At 58.9% G+C, this 18,277-nt stretch carries 18 protein-coding genes; 7 read left to right on the plus strand and 11 right to left on the minus strand.

Features of this window, described 5'->3' with window-relative positions; genetic code table 11:
- Positions 1 to 105: 105 nt before the first annotated feature.
- The 5 genes from WM42_RS03215 to WM42_RS03235 all read right to left on the minus strand — a co-directional run bounded on the left by WM42_RS03215 (position 106) and on the right by WM42_RS03235 (position 8,504).
- Entirely contained in the window at positions 106 to 3,315 is a 3,210-nt protein-coding gene (locus WM42_RS03215) for an ATP-dependent helicase (protein WP_062035658.1), read from the minus strand.
- On the minus strand, positions 3,299 to 6,475 hold the full coding sequence (locus WM42_RS03220; protein ID WP_235591303.1) for an ATP-dependent DNA helicase: 3,177 nt from the start codon (positions 6,473 to 6,475) through the stop codon (positions 3,299 to 3,301). The genes WM42_RS03215 and WM42_RS03220 overlap by 17 nt, the downstream gene beginning before the upstream one ends.
- A complete protein-coding gene (locus WM42_RS03225) occupies positions 6,472 to 7,251 on the minus strand; it encodes a hypothetical protein (RefSeq protein ID WP_061921039.1) in 780 nt (259 codons plus the stop codon). The genes WM42_RS03220 and WM42_RS03225 overlap by 4 nt, the downstream gene beginning before the upstream one ends.
- Before the next feature lie 9 nt (positions 7,252 to 7,260).
- Positions 7,261 to 8,211, minus strand: a complete 951-nt coding sequence (locus WM42_RS03230) for a DUF3152 domain-containing protein (protein ID WP_082787624.1) — start codon at positions 8,209 to 8,211, stop codon at positions 7,261 to 7,263.
- Between the two features lie 68 nt (positions 8,212 to 8,279).
- The gene (locus WM42_RS03235; protein ID WP_061921035.1) at positions 8,280 to 8,504 is read right to left on the minus strand and encodes a DUF3107 domain-containing protein; all 225 of its coding nucleotides are present in this window, start codon (positions 8,502 to 8,504) and stop codon (positions 8,280 to 8,282) included.
- Positions 8,505 to 8,580: 76 nt separating this feature from the next.
- Here WM42_RS03235 and WM42_RS03240 point away from each other — a divergent pair, with 76 nt between their 5' ends.
- Together WM42_RS03240 and WM42_RS03245 are read left to right on the plus strand one after the other, a co-directional pair.
- Positions 8,581 to 9,906 (plus strand): DEAD/DEAH box helicase, encoded by a 1,326-nt coding sequence (locus WM42_RS03240; RefSeq protein WP_062035660.1) that lies wholly within the window; start codon positions 8,581 to 8,583, stop codon positions 9,904 to 9,906.
- Positions 9,903 to 11,141 carry an Rv3212 family protein gene (locus tag WM42_RS03245; protein ID WP_062035661.1) on the plus strand — a complete coding sequence of 413 codons (1,239 nt, stop codon included), beginning with the start codon at positions 9,903 to 9,905 and terminating at the stop codon, positions 11,139 to 11,141. Before WM42_RS03240 ends, WM42_RS03245 begins: the two co-directional genes overlap by 4 nt.
- A gap of 38 nt (positions 11,142 to 11,179) precedes the next feature.
- Here WM42_RS03245 and WM42_RS03250 read toward each other — a convergent pair whose 3' ends face one another.
- Positions 11,180 to 11,656 (minus strand): hypothetical protein, encoded by a 477-nt coding sequence (locus tag WM42_RS03250; RefSeq protein ID WP_062035662.1) that lies wholly within the window; start codon positions 11,654 to 11,656, stop codon positions 11,180 to 11,182.
- Between the two features lie 561 nt (positions 11,657 to 12,217).
- Between WM42_RS03250 and WM42_RS03255 the strand changes: the two genes are divergently transcribed.
- Together WM42_RS03255 and WM42_RS13830 are read left to right on the plus strand one after the other, a co-directional pair.
- Positions 12,218 to 12,478 (plus strand): WhiB family transcriptional regulator, encoded by a 261-nt coding sequence (locus WM42_RS03255; protein WP_061921027.1) that lies wholly within the window; start codon positions 12,218 to 12,220, stop codon positions 12,476 to 12,478.
- 114 nt (positions 12,479 to 12,592) lie between these two features.
- On the plus strand, positions 12,593 to 12,667 hold the full coding sequence (locus WM42_RS13830; RefSeq protein ID WP_096030696.1) for a 50S ribosomal protein bL37: 75 nt from the start codon (positions 12,593 to 12,595) through the stop codon (positions 12,665 to 12,667).
- Positions 12,668 to 12,761: 94 nt separating this feature from the next.
- Here the strand turns inward: WM42_RS13830 and rsrA are convergent, their stop codons facing one another.
- Both rsrA and WM42_RS03265 read right to left on the minus strand, forming a co-directional pair.
- On the minus strand, positions 12,762 to 13,034 hold the full coding sequence (rsrA, locus tag WM42_RS03260; RefSeq protein WP_062035663.1) for a mycothiol system anti-sigma-R factor: 273 nt from the start codon (positions 13,032 to 13,034) through the stop codon (positions 12,762 to 12,764).
- Positions 13,031 to 13,645: a sigma-70 family RNA polymerase sigma factor gene (locus WM42_RS03265; protein ID WP_062035664.1), complete on the minus strand. Its 615-nt coding sequence runs from the start codon at positions 13,643 to 13,645 to the stop codon at positions 13,031 to 13,033. The genes rsrA and WM42_RS03265 overlap by 4 nt, the downstream gene beginning before the upstream one ends.
- Before the next feature lie 31 nt (positions 13,646 to 13,676).
- On the opposite strand from WM42_RS03265, the gene ybaK reads away from it, so the two are divergent.
- Complete coding sequence (gene ybaK / locus WM42_RS03270) at positions 13,677 to 14,195, plus strand: Cys-tRNA(Pro) deacylase (RefSeq protein WP_082787625.1); 519 nt, start codon at positions 13,677 to 13,679, stop codon at positions 14,193 to 14,195.
- Between the two features lie 17 nt (positions 14,196 to 14,212).
- Here the strand turns inward: ybaK and WM42_RS03275 are convergent, their stop codons facing one another.
- Positions 14,213 to 14,902 carry an SOS response-associated peptidase gene (locus WM42_RS03275; RefSeq protein WP_062035666.1) on the minus strand — a complete coding sequence of 230 codons (690 nt, stop codon included), beginning with the start codon at positions 14,900 to 14,902 and terminating at the stop codon, positions 14,213 to 14,215.
- Between the two features lie 20 nt (positions 14,903 to 14,922).
- On the opposite strand from WM42_RS03275, the gene aroA reads away from it, so the two are divergent.
- Both aroA and rsgA read left to right on the plus strand, forming a co-directional pair.
- Positions 14,923 to 16,191, plus strand: coding sequence for a 3-phosphoshikimate 1-carboxyvinyltransferase (gene aroA, locus WM42_RS03280; protein WP_235591304.1), 1,269 nt, complete (start codon positions 14,923 to 14,925; stop codon positions 16,189 to 16,191).
- Complete coding sequence (rsgA, locus tag WM42_RS03285) at positions 16,184 to 17,203, plus strand: ribosome small subunit-dependent GTPase A (RefSeq protein WP_062035668.1); 1,020 nt, start codon at positions 16,184 to 16,186, stop codon at positions 17,201 to 17,203. Before aroA ends, rsgA begins: the two co-directional genes overlap by 8 nt.
- On the opposite strand, the gene WM42_RS03290 is transcribed toward rsgA, so the two are convergent.
- Entirely contained in the window at positions 17,200 to 17,706 is a 507-nt protein-coding gene (locus tag WM42_RS03290; RefSeq protein ID WP_201040661.1) for a DUF6912 family protein, read from the minus strand. The genes rsgA and WM42_RS03290 overlap by 4 nt on opposite strands.
- Before the next feature lie 9 nt (positions 17,707 to 17,715).
- Positions 17,716 to 18,126, minus strand: coding sequence for an HAD-IA family hydrolase (locus WM42_RS03295; protein WP_061921014.1), 411 nt, complete (start codon positions 18,124 to 18,126; stop codon positions 17,716 to 17,718).
- Between the last annotated feature and the right edge of the window lie 151 nt (positions 18,127 to 18,277).

An 18,277-nucleotide genomic window follows, 5' to 3' on the forward strand; every position in this document is an offset into this window, starting at 1 on the left:
TGGACTTTGGTCTTCCTCTAACTTTGATTTTTGTGGCTTTAGCGGCACGCGTTAACGCGAGCATAGCCAAAATGGGACCCGCGTTTTACGAACCGGCTAAATACCTTAACCCGCAGAGGCAGAAACTGACGATTCAAGAAGCTCCACCAGCCGCTTTCCGGTGGGCAAATCCCGCGGTTCAAAGAGATAGCCGTCATGGACATAGAAGAATGCCGCGCGTACGTCTTCGGTGCTATGCACGCGCCGCCATGCCTCAGCATAGACCGCAAGCTGGATCTCTGCCGCGCGCATATCCGCGCCTTTAGGCGGGCGGCCAGTTTTCCAGTCCACGATAAACCAGGTGCCGTCTGCTTCGCGGAAGACTGCGTCCATGCGTCCGCGTACTACCGAATCACCGATGGTGATTTCAAAAGGCGCCTCAACATATTCCGGGGTGCGCTGCGCCCATTCGCTGGAAAGGAACGCCTCCTTCAATGCTTCCAAGTCCTGCTCAGGCTGTTCATCGGAGCCGGGCAGTTCATCCTCCGACAACAGAGCCGGCGAACCAAACCTATCTTCCAGCCAAGCGTGGAAAGCGGTACCGCGTTTGGCGTATGCATTCGGCTTAAAAGGAATGGGACGTCGTTGGCGCCGCGCAAACTGAATGGGGTCTGAACTGAGCGAGACCATGTCGGAAGCCGTCAGCTCGGTGGGAAGCTCTACGTCCACGACGGGTGCTTGCAATGCCGCGTATTCCTCGATCAAAGCACCGGCTTCTTGTTCCCAAAGCTCAAAGGTTTCTCCTGCGCGCAACTCCGGAAGTTTGTCCATGGCCTCCAGCACAGTCTCCGCTGCCTGCACAGCATGCGGGCTAGCTTCCAGCGCTGGGAAAGTGCCCTCGAGCGTTACCTCGTGCGCGGCAGCCTCCTCGGGGCTAGCGGGCACGTCCCAATGCTGGACCAAGTCAGGATGCTTTACGCGCAGCAGTTCTAGGTATTCGTAGGGCCCCTTCTTCGACTTATTTTGGACCTTGTTGGTTCCAGAACCCGTAATCGTCAGCGTGGACTCGGTGCGGGTCATCGCAACGTAGAAAAGGCGCGCGCTTTCCTCGCGCTGGTTCTGGCGCACGCTTTCCTTATAGGCCTCACATGCCTTGCCGAATTCCGAACGCTTTGTAGCATCAGGGTCCAGCTCGATGACGTCTTCGTCACCGGGGACCTTCTCCACGAAGGTGAGGAAGGTTTCGGCTTGGCCCTTGTAGCTCGTGGAGTCAGCGTGGAGCACACAGACGTGCTTCCACTCCAGGCCTTTGGATTTGTGCACGGTCATGATTTGCACGCGCCCGGCTACAGCGGGAACTTCGCCGGGAGTAAGGCCGTCTTCGCGTTCGCGTGCCATCGAGAGATAGTCCAGCAATGCGGAAAGGGAATCGCCGTGGAAATCGGCGACGACGTCGGCAAAAGCGTCCAGGTGCGTGGTGCCGCCCAACGTGCCGCTGGCTAGGACCTCGGTGCGGATATTAAAGAGTGCTTCGATGTCGGCGAAGAGATCCGATAAAGACTTAGACAGCGAGTAGGTACGCAGGTGGCGCAGTTTCGAAGAAAGCTCCTCCATGCGCACCAGCCCCGGCGCGCTATAGCGTTCGCGCTCGCCAAGGTCTGCCAAAGCATCGGCCAGGCCCAAGATTTGTCCAGTGCCTTCTTCAGTCAGCTCCGCTAGTTGGGCGGCGAGATGCTCGACTGGGTCGCCGCCCTCCCAACGCAACCGTCCTGATGCCGCTGCATCGCCGCCAGCAAGGTTGCGTTGACGTGCCAACAGCTGCTGCAGATCCTTTACGCCCAGCCCGCACATGGGCCCGGTGAGCACGCGCAGTGCGGCGTTGGTGTCCTGCGGGCGGACGAGGATGGTGGCAACGGCAATGAGATCTTGAATCTCCGGCTGCCAGAGCAAGCCGCCTAGGCCGACGATTTCATTCGGCACGCCTGCGTCATCTAAGGCTTGTGCGATAAGGGGTGATTGCTTATTCGTTCGTACAAGCACCGCCGCGCTGAAATCGTTTGGGTCCTCGTATCGCTCATAAAGGCTCTTGAGATGCTGGGCGATGTGTTCATGCTCCTCGCGCTCAGAGGCAAAATACCCCAGCTCGATATCGCCTTCCGGCGCGCCATCGCGCGGCTGCAGCTCATCAACAGGCCGTGGGCCAGCGGACTCGGAAAAGAGCTTGGCCGCGACGTCGTTTGCCAGTTCCAAAGCCCGCTGTGGGTTGCGCCAGGATGTGGTCAGCTGGTCCTTCGGTGCAGGTGAGCCATCTTCCTGGGGGAAATCCTCTACGAAGGCCGCAAGATTTTCTGCCGTGGCGCCACGCCAACCGTAGATAGATTGCATTGGATCGCCCACGGCCGTTACGGATACGCCTGGGCGCACGCCGCCGAACAGGGAACGAAGAAGCACGCGCTGTGCATGGGAGGTGTCCTGGTACTCATCGAGCATCACCACGTTGAAACGCTGGCTTTGCTGCTCGCCTACTGCGGGATGGCTCTGGGCCAGCTTGGCGGCGATTGCCATTTGCTCGCCAAAGGTGATGACGCCACGGGCCGCTTGTTCTTCCTTCAGGGCCTCAACGAGTGGAAGATACTCCACACGCAGCTGCTGGCGGTCTAGGTACCGTTGCACATCCTTGTTGAATTCCGGGCCGTTTTTACGGGTCTTCTCTAGGTCATAAGCGGTGGCAGTGAAGATCCGGGCATGCTCCCGGATATCGGCCGGATCCATCAACGCGTTATCGATGGATTGTGCAAGCTTGAGCAGGGTCTCAGTAACCGTGGCCACCGACTGGGACGCAGATAACTTGCCGCCGTAATTGAGCACGACATCGTGCGCGATGGCGAAGCGTTCTGCGTCTGTAATAATCCGCGCGCTTGGCTCAACCGGCATGAGCAGACCATATTCCCGTACCAAATCACCCGCGTAAGAGTCATACGTGGCGACCTTCGGCGCAATGTTTTCCAGCGCTTCCGCCGCTGCAGAATCCGGCGCGACGATGCGGGAATCTCGCAGCTTCATCAATTGCTTGCGGATGCGCTGCTCAAGCTGCTGAGCTGCCTTGCGGGTAAAAGTTAGACCCAAGACGTTTTCTGGGCGCACCATGCCATTGGCCACGAGGTAGACCACACGCGAGGCCATGGTTTCCGTCTTGCCAGCTCCCGCGCCGGCGACGACCAGCTTCGGACCGAGCGGGCCCTCGATGACCTTGCTCTGTTCATCCGTCGGCGGGAAAGGCTTATCCAGAGCAGCAGCAAGTTGCTGGGGGCTTAAAAGTTTAGTCTGCGAGCTCATCAGAAACCTGCTTTCCTTCTGCTTGGATGGGACAAATGGACCGGATTGCGCAGCGCCCACAGGACTCATTTTCCCGGGCGGTCAAGTGCTGACTGGAAAGTTCAGCTACCAGCGCGGGCAGCTTCCCAGCGAATTCTTCTAGTTCTTCCGGCAGCACAGCAGCTTGGTCGCGGCTGGTGATGGACTTTTGATCAGTGCCTGGATAAACCAGCACGCCACCACCTCGAGCCATACCCTCACCCGTGCGGATTACAGGACCGTGTGCCTTGTCTTCGTTAGCGTCGCACAGCTGACCATGCGCCAAAGCCAGCTGATAGGTCTTTAGCTGCGCATTGTCTTTGGCTTCCTCACGAGACGGCGCGCTGCTGCCCGTCTTGAGGTCAACCACCATGTAGTCTTCGCCTGCTTTAACCAGGCGGTCCATATAACCTGCCACCTTAATTCCCGGCATGACCTCCACGGAGACCGGAACCTCCACGCCAACCAGCTCAAAGGTAGAAGCAGTGTCCAGGGCCCACTGATGCGTGCGCTCAAGCAGGCGCTCAAAGTCCGCGAGCTCGGAGTCTCGCTTCCAGCTGGGCGCATTAAGGATGAGGCCAAAAGCATCCTTGACCATCTTTTTGCCAAGTTCTGGATCCACGCCGCGGCCCAGCGCCTCAAGATATGCATGCGCCATGGTGCCGCGCAGCAACGCCAGCGGCGTCTCTTCTTCCTCGCTCAAGTTTCCAAGTACTGCATTGAGCGGACAACGCAAGAGCGCCTCCACGCGGGATGGCGAGACACGGCCAGTGGGCGTGCCAGAGTCTTCCGTTTCTTCCGCTACCGCCACCGAGCGTGCAGCCCACCATTGCTCAGGATGGGCTCCGGGCACTCCGGCCTTGGCAAGCCGTGCGAGCTGACGTGCCGCCTGACTGCGCTCAGCCTCCCCGCTTTCAGGATCCATGACAACACGGCGCAATTGGGCCACGAAAGAAGGCACCGAAAGCACCGCTACCTCGAGCGGGTCAATTTCCCGCTCACCGCGCACTGATACCGGTTCGGGTTCGGCCACTTGCAAGCCCAACTCTTGCGGCAAACGCACCGCGCGCAGGCGCTTATTTGCTTCCCGGCGTTCGACTGCACCGGGCACGTCCACGCTGCCCTGCCGCGCAAACTCACTAATAAAGCGCGACGGCTCTTCGGGCACGTCAGCATCGGGTGCATCGACCGCGGCAAGCAACAAACGCGCACGATGGCGGGTCGTGGCCACATGGAACAAGCGGCGTTCCTCCCTCAAGCGGCTTGCCACATGGCTTACCGGCGTGCCCGGGGTAATCGACCGATCCAGCAGATCAATTAACGCTTCCTGCTCAAAGATCGATCCCGTCTCACCGAGGGAAGGCCAAGCACCTTCCTGAGCGCCAGCGATGACAACAGTGTCCCATTCCCGGCCCACCGCACCGTGCGCAGTAATCACCTCTACCGCCTGCGGGATAGCGCTGCGGCGGTCACGCACGCCGGTGGGCAATTCTTGTTCTTCGATGTGCCGCAGGAAGGAATCGAGCGAAGCTCCGGGACGGCGCTCAGAGTAGTCACCTGCAGCATCAAAAAGCGCCATCATGGCATCCAGGTCGCGGTCTGCCTGCGAGCCGGTTGCACCACCGCGCAACGCAGCCGCCTGCAAACGAGCATCGAGCCCAGTGGCATTCCATACCTCCCACAGGATTTCCTCGATAGAGGCTTGCGCACCAATGGCAGCGCGGCCTGCCTGCACAATCGCGCGGATGCGCTCCAAGATGGTTTCTTCGCGCTCGGTCAAAAGCCCCGCGAAATCCGGCAACTGCCCTTCCAAAAGTCCACGCAGCGAATCAATGCCGCGCGCTTGTGGCGCCCACCGCCGCAGGCCACGAATCAGGCGGCGCAAGGTTACGGGATCCGCTCCGCCCACAGGCCCGGTGACTAGGTCTTCGAGTTCCGCATTGCTGAGCTCATGCTCGAGCGCCCGTAATGCCAAAAGTACCGACTTGACCAGCCTTTGCTCGGCCAAGATTACGTCCGTGGGATTGATATGAACCGGCACGCCAGCGGCTAGCAGCGTGCGGCGAATCTGGCCGATATCTCCGCTAGAGCGGACGATGACGGCGATATCGCGCCAGTCGACGCCGTCTTCCAAGTGCCGGCGGCGCACCGCGTCGGCCACCACATCACGCAAGGTCGAGCGCGAGTCCACGATGCTGATGCAGGCAGGCGCTGGACGACGCCGCGGTTCATCCAGCACCAGCTCATGCTCTGCGGGAAAAGAAGTCAAGAACTCCGAATTGGCACCGCGGAAAGCAAAGACCGCTTGGTCAGGGTCACCTGCTACTACGGTCAGTTCCGCCCCACGCGAGAGCTTTTGCACAAGCAATCCGGAGGTTGGATCAAGCAGCTGGGCATCGTCAACGATGATGGTGTGCCACGGGTGGTTTTCGGTAGCGCTAGAGCGCAGCAGTACCTCGTTGACTAACTCCGCCGCCGAATAAGAGTGTAGGCCGGCTAGCTGCTGGGTGCGCTCATATTCCAGCAGGAATTCACCCGCCGCAGTCCACATCGGTCGGTCATACTTCTTACCCAACTCCATGAGCTCATCAGGACCTTGGCCGCGCTCGATAGCGCGCAACAGAAGGTCGCGCAATTGGCGCGCGAAACCCTCGAAGGTCAGTGCCGGCCGTACCTCCGCCGGCCAGCTGCCGCGATGTTCTTCGGCTTGGCCCTCGAGTAGTTCACGGATGACGGCGTCCTGCTCCGCGCCGGTGATAAGGCGGATCTCCTCGTCCGCTGCATTACGCAACAGCGCAAAGGCCAGCGAGTGCACGGAGCGCACCATGGAGGCCTGCGCCGCGTAATCCTCAAGGTGTTCTGCCAATTCACGGCGCAGGATGGCGCCAGATTCCTTGGAGGTGGAAACAACCAGAATGCCCGAAGGATCGGCGCCGCTGCGCAGCTTTTCCAAAACCACGTCAATCAGCAGGCTGGAAACGCCGGCACCAGCCGAGCCTAAAACGCGCCAGGCACCTTTTTGCGGCAGCGGAAAATCCCAAGTGCGCGTGCTGTAATTGGCATGGCGCGGCACGAGGCGCACTTGAGGGGAAGGCGGCAAAACGACGCCTACACGGGCAGTAGAACGGGGATCGTAACTCACCCGTTTAGTATTTCAGATGCCCTGGACACCAGCAGAGCTTCGACCCTTTCAATATTCGAACGCGTGGTTGACTTCGAAGCGGGATGCAAGTTATTGACGTAGCGGCGATAAGCTGAGGCACGCAACAACAACTGCGGCATACCTGGCACGTGTCCAAAGCGCGAACAAATTCCATCATCCACAGACTCGGCTACTAGGCCGTCGACAATAACGAGTGCCGCGCTCCAGCCCAGTGGACGTGGGGCTGCGGAAGGCACGACGTCGACAAGCGCCGGCGGATTCGCCCCAGAGTAAACGGTCGTGCCCAGCACGTCCACGTGCGCGATGCCCACGGGGAGGCTATCAGTTAGCTCCGCCGAATAGGCCTCCCCTGTCTCCGCCCAAGCGGCACGCTCGGCGCGAGCGAAAACGTCGTCACGCTGGCCAACATTCGGCATAGGAAATGTAGAAAGCGCCGCGTCCAAGCGCAAGGCCATCTGTGCGGTTTCATCGATGCGCCCACGCAGCTGCCCTGGAACATACTGATTGGCCTTCCAGCCCGCAGCTGTAAAACGGGCATCCGTGCTAAGGACCGGCCTCACCACGCGCGCGCCTTCTACGACGAGCTTCTCACGGACCTTGGCGGACCATCCGGAAAGCTCGTTGGCGCGGGCGAAGACAACGTCACCTACCTTGATGCCGTGATCCCACTCCGGTCCCAGAACCTCACTTTGGACCTGGCGGAGATTGGCGCCAGCGTGAAATGCATTCAGCACGTGCTCTGGAGGAAGCAACATTTAGTTCTCCTATTCCGGCTTATGCGGATCTTTAACCCGCGGGTTTGGATACGGCCATGGATTCGGCTCGCAGGTTACATCCTCGTTGGGATAGACTTCTTTGGAATCTTTTTCATAGAGCTCAGCGTTGTTCAAGCTAAGCGTCTGCTGCATCATGACCGGCGCAAGCTTCCCGTTGCCGCCACACGCCTGGTGGGAGGCATAGCCAATGGCATGGCCAAACTCGTGGTTGATGAGGTACTGGCGGTAATTGCCCAAGTCACCTTCGAATGGCAGCGCCCCGCGCACCCAGCGGGACTCGTTGAGATTGACCGTGGACTCACCAGTGATTCCGGTGTGGCAGGAAGTTTCCGTTTCCAGCTGCGCGCCGCAGAGCTCAGCGGTGGTTTCCAGGGAGGTCAAGCGAATACGCGTATCCGGATTTTCATCGGCCTTTACGTGGGCGAATTCGAAGTCACCGGTAGCCGTCCAACCGCGTGGATCCCCCAGCGTTGCATCGACCATGGCAGCAAAGGCGGAGTCGCCTCCGTACGGGGTCGTGTCGACGCCGTTTTCAATCTCTACCGAGTAACGAACCTTCTTCTTGCCGCCCTTACCCGCATGCGCGCCGGCGGTACCCGCATCGCGGTAAGTATCGTCGCCCTTTTCCGAGAAATCACCGCCGGCAGGTAGCCCCTCCTTCGCCACAGCAATGTGGCTGGCCTTGGCGGGATCGGGGCCTACTCGGTCTTCTTCGGAGGTAGCCGCCGCGTCTCTGCCGGAAGCTACGGTGGCCTCTTCTTCTTGCGCGGGACGTGCGACGTCGACAAGCACCCACACGGTCAGCACCACCATCACTGGGATCGCAACAACGCGCCACCAACCATAAGCCTGTGCAAACCTGACGATCCACGGATCTTGGCCAGGCTTGCGGTGCGGGTGACGTGGGGCGCGTTGCGAACTATCCACAGGGCTTTTCATGAGGAAATAGATTACCCGTTGCGCCCTTTTTGAGGGCAATTCCTCGCTTGGGCGCAAACCTCATGGGTTTAAGCGCCTGCAAAACCGACGGCATGGGTCTTAGCGACGCCGATTTCTGCATAGACCACACGGTCAGTGCGGACGATGTACTTGCGGCCCTTGGTGTCTTCCAACTCCAAGGTAGCGTTATCTGCCAATGCGGAATTGACCTTGGCTACCAGCTCTTCCTGAGTGCCCTCTGCGTGAATGACGAGCTCACGGGCGGTGTCTGCGAAACCAATCTTGATATCCATGGAAAGGTCTCCTCCTTAAAAGTTTAATTTAAAGTCTCAATGGCCCCACTATAGCCGTACCGGCTACTATCAAGTTGTGTCATTTCAACAGTCTGAGCCCTCGCAATCACCTACCTTTGCGTCCCTCGGCGTCGCAGCAGAGATCGTAGATGCCCTGGCCAGCCGCGGAATTGAGCGCACGTTCGCCATTCAGGAACTGACTCTTCCGATCGCGCTCGGCGGACAAGACCTCATCGGCCAAGCCCGCACTGGCATGGGAAAGACGCTCGGCTTCGGCATCCCAGTTCTAGATCGTGTGTTTGACGACGCCGATATTAAGGAACTAGACGGCACCCCTCGCGCCCTCATCGTGGTTCCTACTCGCGAGCTTGCGGTCCAAGTCGGCGAAGATCTTTCAGCTGCTGCTCGCAATCTCCCGGTCCGCCTTGCCACTTTGTACGGCGGGCGCCCTTATGAAGAGCAGATCAAGATGCTCAACAAAGGCGTCGATGTTGTCGTAGGTACCCCGGGCCGCCTTTTGGATCTGGTTCAGCAAGGCCACTTGAACCTCGAGCACGTGGCAATCCTCGTGCTCGACGAGGCCGACGAGATGCTTGATCTGGGATTCTTGCCAGATATTGAAAAGATTCTGGAAGCTCTCCACGGCAATGCGCACCAAACCATGCTGTTTTCTGCCACCATGCCTGGCCCTATTTTGACCTTGGCACGTACTTTCATGTCGCGGCCTATCCATATCCGCGCCGAATCAGGCGACGAGAACCAAACTCATGCTTCTACCCGCAAGGTGACCTTCCAGGCTCACCGCATGGACAAGTTGGCAATTGTCTCCCGCGCGCTGCAGGCGGAAGGCCGCGGCAAGACCATCATCTTCGCCCGTACCAAGCGCTCGGCAGCGGAAGTTGCAGACGAACTAGCTCAGCGCGGGTTTAGAGTCGGCGCAGTGCACGGTGATTTGGGCCAAGCAGCGCGTGAAAAGTCCCTCAACGCATTCCGCGGGGGCAAGGTGGAAATTCTCGTCGCCACCGACGTTGCCGCACGCGGTATCGACGTCGACGATGTCACCCACGTCATCAACTATCAGGTTCCAGATGACCCTATGACCTTTGTCCACCGCATTGGCCGCACTGGCCGCGCAGGCCATACCGGCACCGCAATCACCTTGGTGGGCTACGACGAGCTGGGTAAATGGCGCTTTATCAACGACGAACTCGACCTCAACGAAGCAGAACCGCCGCAGTGGTTTAGCACCTCCCCCGAGCTTGCCGAGGCCCTAGGTTTTGAAGAGGGCATTGCCGAGTCCGTCGGCCCCGCGACTAAGGTAATCGGCACAACCCGCCTGCGCGAAAAGCCTTCGCCACGCAATTCCACCCGAACCCGCCGTTCCAGGAGCCGCCGTCGATGAGCAAGACCCCAATCCTTCGCGCGAGCGCGACTGACTGGAAGTTGACTGGCGCCATCGCTGCGGTGTGTGCGATCGCTGTAGGAGGAGCCTACTTTAGCGCCGATATCCGCGACTCTGAGCTGGTTCCGGCAAGCCATGCCATGCCTGACGACGTCGAGGTGCTCGCGGAACCCCCGGTCAAGCTTGCCGAATCCTTCCGCTTGCCCAATACGCCCGTGCCGGGCCAATACCGCGCGCTTTCTGCGAAGGGGCTGACCATCACGCACGAGGGTGAAACAATTACTGCCTCTGACCCGAATGGCAATCCGGTATGGCACTACACGCGTGCGGGTTTAGACTTGTGTTCCCTGGGCACTGCTTGGGGCAAGGTAGTTGCCACCTACCGCACCGGCGTGGGCTGTGGCGATACCGTGGCTATTGATGCGGCGACGGGTCAGTACTCGGATACGCGCAGCGCTATCAATTCCGAAGATGTCGTGGCCATTGCCTCCAATGACCGAGTAGGCACCGTCTCTACTGAACGCGTAGACATTTGGCGCTCGGACATGGTGCGCACCATCGAGTACGGCGATGTTAAGGCCAAGCAAGAGCCGGATATGCAGGAACACGAGGAGTGTTCCATCACCTCGGCTCTAACGCGCACTGAAAACCTCGCCGTTACTGAGTCCTGCCCAGAGAATCCAAACGTTACGTCGCTGCGCCTGATGGGCGCCACCCCGGAGGATTCGCGTAAGCCGGAGATTTCCGCCGATGCCACCATGGATAATCAAGGCTCGAGGCTAATTGCAGTGGGCCAAAAGGCCGCGGCGGTCTATCAGCCCGGCGAGACCCCGCGCATCGATTCTTACTCTGAGACCGGCGAAAAGACCGCCTCACAACCGGTTGCGCCTTCCCCGGAGGTTAATAACTCTTCGACGCCTTTCGCACCGGCTACAGCGGATCTTCCACACCACATGTCTTGGTTTGATGGCCAGCGCCTCTATTTGTTTACTCCGACTACGCTCAAGGTGGACCACGTCTTTGAGGACGCAATCGGAACCGGCATGGCAGTAGGAGATCGCCTGCTTATGCCAACCGATGAGGGAATCGCAGTGGTCAACTGGAGCACCGGTGAAACCGAACGCAACATCCCCGTCGACCGCGGCGACTACGAGGGCCCCGTCTTCCTCACGCAGTCTGGAACCGCCATCGTGGAACAACGCGGCGACACCGCAGTGGGCCTTAGCGCGCTTTAAAGCGCTGCCCGCACAATCGCCGCTGCCAGCGGCCCTAGCTAGCCACGAAAGTTGGCCTCGGCCCACTTCGCGGAGTCCGGCACGACCATCACGAAATACAGCGCGGCAAGAGCGCTGGCAAGAGTGATAACACCCAGCACCGCAGCGCCGCCGCTAAACATCTGGAAAGAGCTCGCGGCAAGGATGATCTCGACGAGGACCACTGCTCCCCTGCCCCAGCGCTTACCCTTTACAAAGGCTAGGGCACCGATAATCACAAAGCCGAACACGATGAAGATGAAGACAGCGGTGCCGAAACCAACGAAGTTGGAAGCGCCTGCCTCAGAGACCATCGAAGCGTTCTCAGCACCCTTCAATTCACGGATAATGAGGAAGAGGCCGAAGGCAATAACAGCCACGGACTGCACGATGGCAATGCCCGCAGCAATCAGCACCGAGCGCGGCGCGCCCGAATTCGCCGCGGCGCTTTTTTCAAACTTTTTGGCAGTGTTCTTCTTCGAATTCTTCTCAGTCACGCGCCACAGTCTACTCACCTGTTTAAAGCATGAGACGCATTGTCATGCCGTTACGGCGCGCGGATTTGATAACGCGTGGAAACAAGTACTGCCAATACGCGCCCTTAACTTTCGACGCGGATGCGCATCGGGGGCATCTGTCCAGAAGTAGATTTGACGGGATCCAAGTCACCACACTCACCTAAAATCACCCAAAGTGGCAGGTAAACTAATTATTGCCAGCTTTCTTGCAGGAAGAAGGGCGCCATTTTTCGCCGTTCACTTGCATGAAAGTCAGTGATCTTTGCCACAATTTATCTCTTAACCCTAGCGGGATGGAGGTAAACATGTCATGATTCTCAAGTAGCAAAAACAACGGGCTGTTTAAGCAGTCCAAAACTTGGAAAAACATCCAAGTGAACACAAAGTGAATCATGGCGGTGCCGACGCTGGCCCTAACTCGAGACAGGGCCCCACTGAGTGCAGACCGGTTCACTCCCACCCCTGTTAATTGCTGTAGTCCGCATTTGTGGACCGCAGAGACCTGTCATGCTGTCTAAATTTTGTTAGGAGATTTCAATCATGGATTGGCGCCACGAAGCTGTTTGCCGCGACGAAGACCCAGAGCTGTTCTTCCCAGTAGGCAACTCCGGCCCTGCACTTACCCAGATCGCAAAGGCCAAGCTGGTTTGCAACCGCTGCCCAGTTTCCTCCGCTTGCCTGAAGTGGGCACTGGAGTCCGGCCAGGATGCCGGCGTCTGGGGCGGTATGTCTGAGGAAGAGCGCCGCGCTCTCAAGCGCCGCCGCAACCGCGGCCGCGGCCGCGCACGCGTTACCGTTTAAATTTCACTCCCCTAATTCTCCGCTGACCTAACCCGATTTCCCACCGGCTGATCCAGCCACTAAAGTCAGTGGGTAAGTAATTTATCCGCTCACCTATTAGCAAGGAGGCCGCCCATGTCTAAGCGTGGTCGTAAGCGCAAGGATCGCCGTAAGAAGAGTGCAAATCACGGCAAGCGTCCTAGCGCATAAATAAGCAGCACGACAAAGGCTCGCTCTCCCTTCATTGAAGGAAGGCGAGCCTTTTGCTGTATCTAAAATAAGCTGCTGAATCTACCTTTGGATTTTAATTCCAGCGAACCTCGGTACGAGTTATTTCGATGGTGATGCGCTGACGCAGCGACTGTGGCGCTTTGGTGCCAGAACAACACTTGCGAACGAGCGCACGAACCACTTCTTCGCTTTCAAGCCGTGCTTGGCATTCGTCGCACTGGGCAATATGTTCACGGATTTCTAGCGCACGCGCATAGCTTGTGCGCTCATCCAATAGCTCGCAAAACAGTGCCTGGACCTCAGGAGAATTACATGCGCCGCAATTGTTTCCTGTAGCGTTGCTCATTGCTTCTCCTCCATGTCTGGGTGGTTGAGACCGATGCCTTCTTCTCTAGCCACGTCTTTCAACGCGCCACGAAGGAGTTTTCTTCCACGATGTAGCCGGCTCATGACCGTGCCAAGTGGAGTGTCCATAATTTCTGCGATTTCCTTGTACGCCAGGCCTACGACGTCGGCGTAATAGACAACCATGCGATAATCCTCCGGCAAATCATTCATAGCCTCGGAGATCGCGGAATCCGGCATCAACTTCAATGCTTCAACTTCGGCCGATTCCAGGCCGGTCGAATCATGGCCGGCAGTTGTATAGAGCTGAAAATCGCTCAAATCATCTGCTGAAGATTCCGCCGGGCGGCGCTTCGCCTTGCGATAGGAGTTGATGTAGGTATTGGTCATGATTCGGTAGAGCCAAGCTTTGAGGTTGGTGCCTTGCTTGAAGGAGCCAAAATTCTTATAAGCCTTCAGATAGGTCTCTTGAATCAAGTCTTCGGCGTCCTGCGGGTTGCGCGTAAGACGCATGGCTCCACCGTAGAGTTGGTCGAGTAAAGGCAGTGCTTGCTCCTCAAAGAGGCGCTGACTGTCCTTAGCGCTAGTAGTTTTTGTAGCCACGTATCCCATCCTAATGGGTTGGCATGACGCGGCTACTAAAATGCGGCTTATGTCCAAGTCCAAGAAAACTCCGCATGCCGCTACCCCAGCTTTAAAGCTCTTGGAAGAGGCGGGAATCCCACATAAGGTGGCAATCTTCGAGGGCGGTACGGATCATTTCGGCGACACTGCCGCAGCGGAACTAGGCATCGATGCTGATCGCGTATTCAAGACTCTGGTGGTCGATCTCACCGCGGGCAAAGGCGCCAAGCGGGAATTAGCGGTTTGCGTGTTGCCAGTCTCACACAAGCTCAGCCTAAAGAAGGCGGCCGCGGCATTCGGTGCGGCGAAGGCGACGATGGCCGATCCTCAGGATGCCTCGAAATCCTCCGGCTATATTCCAGGCGGAATCTCTCCGCTAGGCCAAAAGCACGTTCTTCCCACCGCAATTGATGAAACGGCTGTCCTCTTCGACACCATCTTTTTCTCCGGCGGGCGCCGTGGCCTCGACATCGAAATGAATGCGGAGGACTTAGCCAAGGTTCTCGATATCACTTTCACCGACCTGGTCGCGCAGTAGTTGGCGCAACCATCGTTCTAGAACAGCCCTTCCGAGGGTTGTTCTGCAATAAGCTCGGCATAGTCGTTACGCACGTTGCCCACGGCTGGATCCGCGGGCCGCGCCTGAAAACCGGTGACGGTGCTTGGCTCGAGCAAAGGCTCGCCTGCCAGCCATGGCCCGATTTCCTCCTGCCGCAGGAACTTAGGCAGGCGGCCGTGCAGCCACGCCATTTCTTCGGTGGCTTCGGTGGTAATCATCGTGGCTGAAAGCCTGTCTTGGCCCGAGGACCACAGCCCGGCAGCAAAGAGCATGCCCTCTGGGCCGGTGACGTAATAGGGCGTCTTCTTGCCCTTGCCCTTGGCCTTGGTTCCACCGCCTGGGCTTGAAACGTCAGCTTTCCATTCGTAGTAGCCATCCAACGGAATGATGCAGCGATTGCGTGCGAAAGCCTCGCGGAACGAAGGCTTAGTCGCCACGGTTTCGGCACGCGCGTTAAAAAGCGGCGGACCGTTTAGGTCCTTCTTCCAATGTGGGATAAGACCCCAGCGTGCTGGCTCCACACGTGCTACGGATTCCTGTACACGCACCACGGCAATCGGCTGTGTCGGGGCGATGTTATAACGCGCCGGCGGCAGCCCTTGTGGGGCGTGGACCTCCTCAATACCTGGCCAGTCGCCAACCGCGGCGAGTAAAGACTCGCTGAACAAAACAAATCTTCCGCACATGAACTTATATTATGGACTACATGTCTTTGTATTGGTCAGCCCCGCGTGCCACCGGCCCACTGGATTGGGAACAACCCATTCCAGGGTCGAAGTCGATCACTAACCGCGCCTATATTCTGGCAGCGTTGGCTGACTCTCCATCTATCCTGCGCAATCCGTTGCAGTCACGCGATACGCGTCTTATGGAGGCAGCGCTTGAGTCCATGGGCGTTGCCTTCCGCCACGAAGGCAACGACGTCCACGTCAATCCGGGCCCGCTGCACGGCGCCACCGTCGAGTGCGGTCTCGCAGGAACGGTCATGCGCTTTGTCCCACCCGTCGCAGCACTAGCCAATGGCCCTGTCCGCATCGACGGTGACCCGCAAGCACGCAAGCGCCCAATGGGCACGATGCTTTCCGCACTGCGCAGCCTCGGCGTTGAGGTCGAGGGCGAGGGCCTGCCCTTTGCCATCTCGTCCACGTCAGTTCCAGTAGGCGGCGCAGTGACTATCGACGCCTCCGGTTCCTCCCAGTTCGTCTCCGGGCTCTTGCTTTCGGGCGCGCGCTTTAGGGAAGGCATCACCGTCACCCACGAAGGCGGCCCGCTTCCTTCCCTGCCGCATATCGAGATGACCTGTGCGATGCTGCGCCAAGCCGGCGTCGAAGTCGAAGAAAGTAACAATACCTGGCGCGTTAGCCCCGGCCCCATCGCCGGCGGGGAATGGAACATCGAGCCCGATCTCTCCAACGCCACTCCGTTCATGGCCGCAGCAGCGGTTGCTGGCGGTCGCGTAACCATCCCGCAGTGGCCACAGCACACGACCCAGCCGGGCGCTGAGATGTGCGAGATCCTGCAAGCCATGGGCGCCCACGTGGAACAAACAGAAGATTCCGTCACCGTCATCGGTGCCGCGGACGGCGACCTGCATGGCATCGAAAAGCACATGGGCGATATCGGCGAGCTCACGCCTACCGTCGCTGCCCTGTGTGCGCTTGCTTCCTCGCCCTCGCGTCTTAACGGCATCGCTCACCTGCGCGGCCACGAAACAGACCGTCTGACAGCGCTCGCAACCGAAATCAACGCCCTAGGTGGCAAGGTCACGGAGCTTTCCGACGGCCTCTATATCGAACCGGCGCAGCTCCACGGCGGGAAGTGGAATTCCTACGCGGACCACCGCATGGCAACCGCCGGCGCCATCATCGGGCTGCGCGTTAAAGGCGTGGAAGTAGAAGACATCAACACCACTGCGAAAACACTTCCTGGCTTTGCGGGAATGTGGGAAGAAATGCTGGAGGCCGCCCGTGGCTAGAAGTGCACGCTCATACGACGAATCCGACGTACGTATCCGCCCCGGTAAGGGCTCGCGTCCGCGTACAAAGGACCGCCCCAAGCACAAGGACGCCAAATTCGGCATGGTGGTGACCAAAGACCGCGGCCGCTGGGGCGTAGCGCTCGACGAGGGACCGCAGGTCGTCGCCATGCGTGCACGCGAGATGGGCCGCACCCCGGTCGAGGTCGGTGACCGAGTCGGCGTCGTCGGTGATACCAGCGGGCGCAAGGACACCCTCGCACGCATCGTCAAGCTTGCGGAGCGCACTTCTGTTTTGCGCCGCACTGCCGACGATACGGATCCTTATGAGCGCATCGTCGTCGCCAACGCCGACCGCATGCTCATCGTCACCGCAGTAGCGGATCCTCCCCCACGCTCTGGCTTTGTAGAGCGCGCACTCATCGCCGCCTTCGTCGGCAACGTGCACCCAGTGCTCTGTCTGACCAAGACCGATCTCACTGACCCGACACCTTTTGCTGCCGAATTCGCAGATCTTGACGTCACCGTCGTCGAGGCGGGCGTCGATGACTCCTTGGACCAAGTGCGTGATGTGATAAATGGCCACGTCACGGCCCTTATCGGGCACTCCGGCGTAGGTAAATCCACGCTCGTTAATCGCTTGGTTCCCGACGCTAAGCGCGAGACCGGTGAGGTCTCCGCCGTGGGCAAGGGACGCCATACCTCCACGCAATCCGTCGCTCTTCCGCTGCCAGAAGAGCTTTGTGCAGACGGCGGCTGGATTATCGATACCCCAGGCATCCGTTCCTTTGGCCTAGCGCATGTCGACGCCGATACAGTCCTCGGTGTCTTTGAAGATCTAGCCGCGGCAACAGAATATTGCCCACGCGGCTGCACGCACGTCGGTCCCCCAGCCGATCCAGAATGCGGGCTGGATCTGAAAATCCCCGAAGGCTCAGCCTCCGCCCGCCGTCGTGACGCGGTGCGCAAGCTGCTCGAAGCGCTGCGCACCAACGTCGATTGGGAAAATTAGAGCAGCTCCACCAAGAAGGGCAGCTCAGATGGGTCGTAGAACGCCATAAAGTTATCCAGGGCGTCTCCTACGGCCAGCTCCGCGTCTTCGTCACCAAGATCGGCGTTATCGATGACCTCGATGGCCTTCGCGGTAGCTTCCTCAGACTCTTCCACGTCCACGTGGATAGCCTGCAGGTTTTCCTCCGTAATGACTGCAGGATTCAGCTTGACTACCGGATCACCCATGTCAGGCTGGGGAGTTAACACGGACTCGTCAACGTCTACCGAAATAACTACGCGACGATGCGGGAAATTCTCCTCGTCGCCAATGGCGAGCAGGCGAAGGGATGCCATGGAGGCTTCCAGGAAGGCGGAGTAGGCAATCTCTTCTTCATCGCCCTCGGTGTAGAACTCGCGCAGCGCTGGGGTCACGGTAAAGCCCCAACCGGAGCGTGCGGCCAACTGGCCGGTCTCCTTAAGCTCGCTGAGCATAGCGAAGGTCGCTGGCAGATAAACGCGCACCTTAGCCACTTAGAACTCACCCTCGATGTCGAATACAGCCTGGACCTCGACGCTGGTGCGGTCGAAGACGGTATACAGCATGCCGAGCATTCCGAAATCAACGGCAGCACGTACGTTGAGAATGGAGTCATCGACCATGACGCAGTCATTGATTGGCAGCTCGATGGCATCCGCCGCAGCCTGGAAGGCAGCCAACTCAGGCTTTTCTGCCCCAATTTCGCCGGAAAGAATGACCGCATCAACGATGCCGCGGTATTCCCACTCGCGGATATGCTCTGCGCCTGGGCCACCTGGATCATTAGACAGGATGGCGGTCGCTACGCCGTTAGCCTTGGCTGCAGCGAACAGGGAACGCCAGCGCTTGACGTCTTCCTCGGTGCCGTCCAAGACACCAACGAAATCTACGATAAGACCGCGCATTTAAACTTCCTTAATACTAAAAGAGCGGGTGTGCTTTTTGACGGACGAAAGTATATCTAAAAATAAAAAATATCGCGCCCACCCCTTTCAGTATTCTCACAGGAGCCAGCGCTTTCCGACGCCACGTGGCACAATGGTGGGTGCGTTCGCC

Origin of the sequence: Corynebacterium simulans, from assembly GCF_001586215.1 — a bacterium.
GTDB lineage: Bacteria > Actinomycetota > Actinomycetes > Mycobacteriales > Mycobacteriaceae > Corynebacterium > Corynebacterium simulans.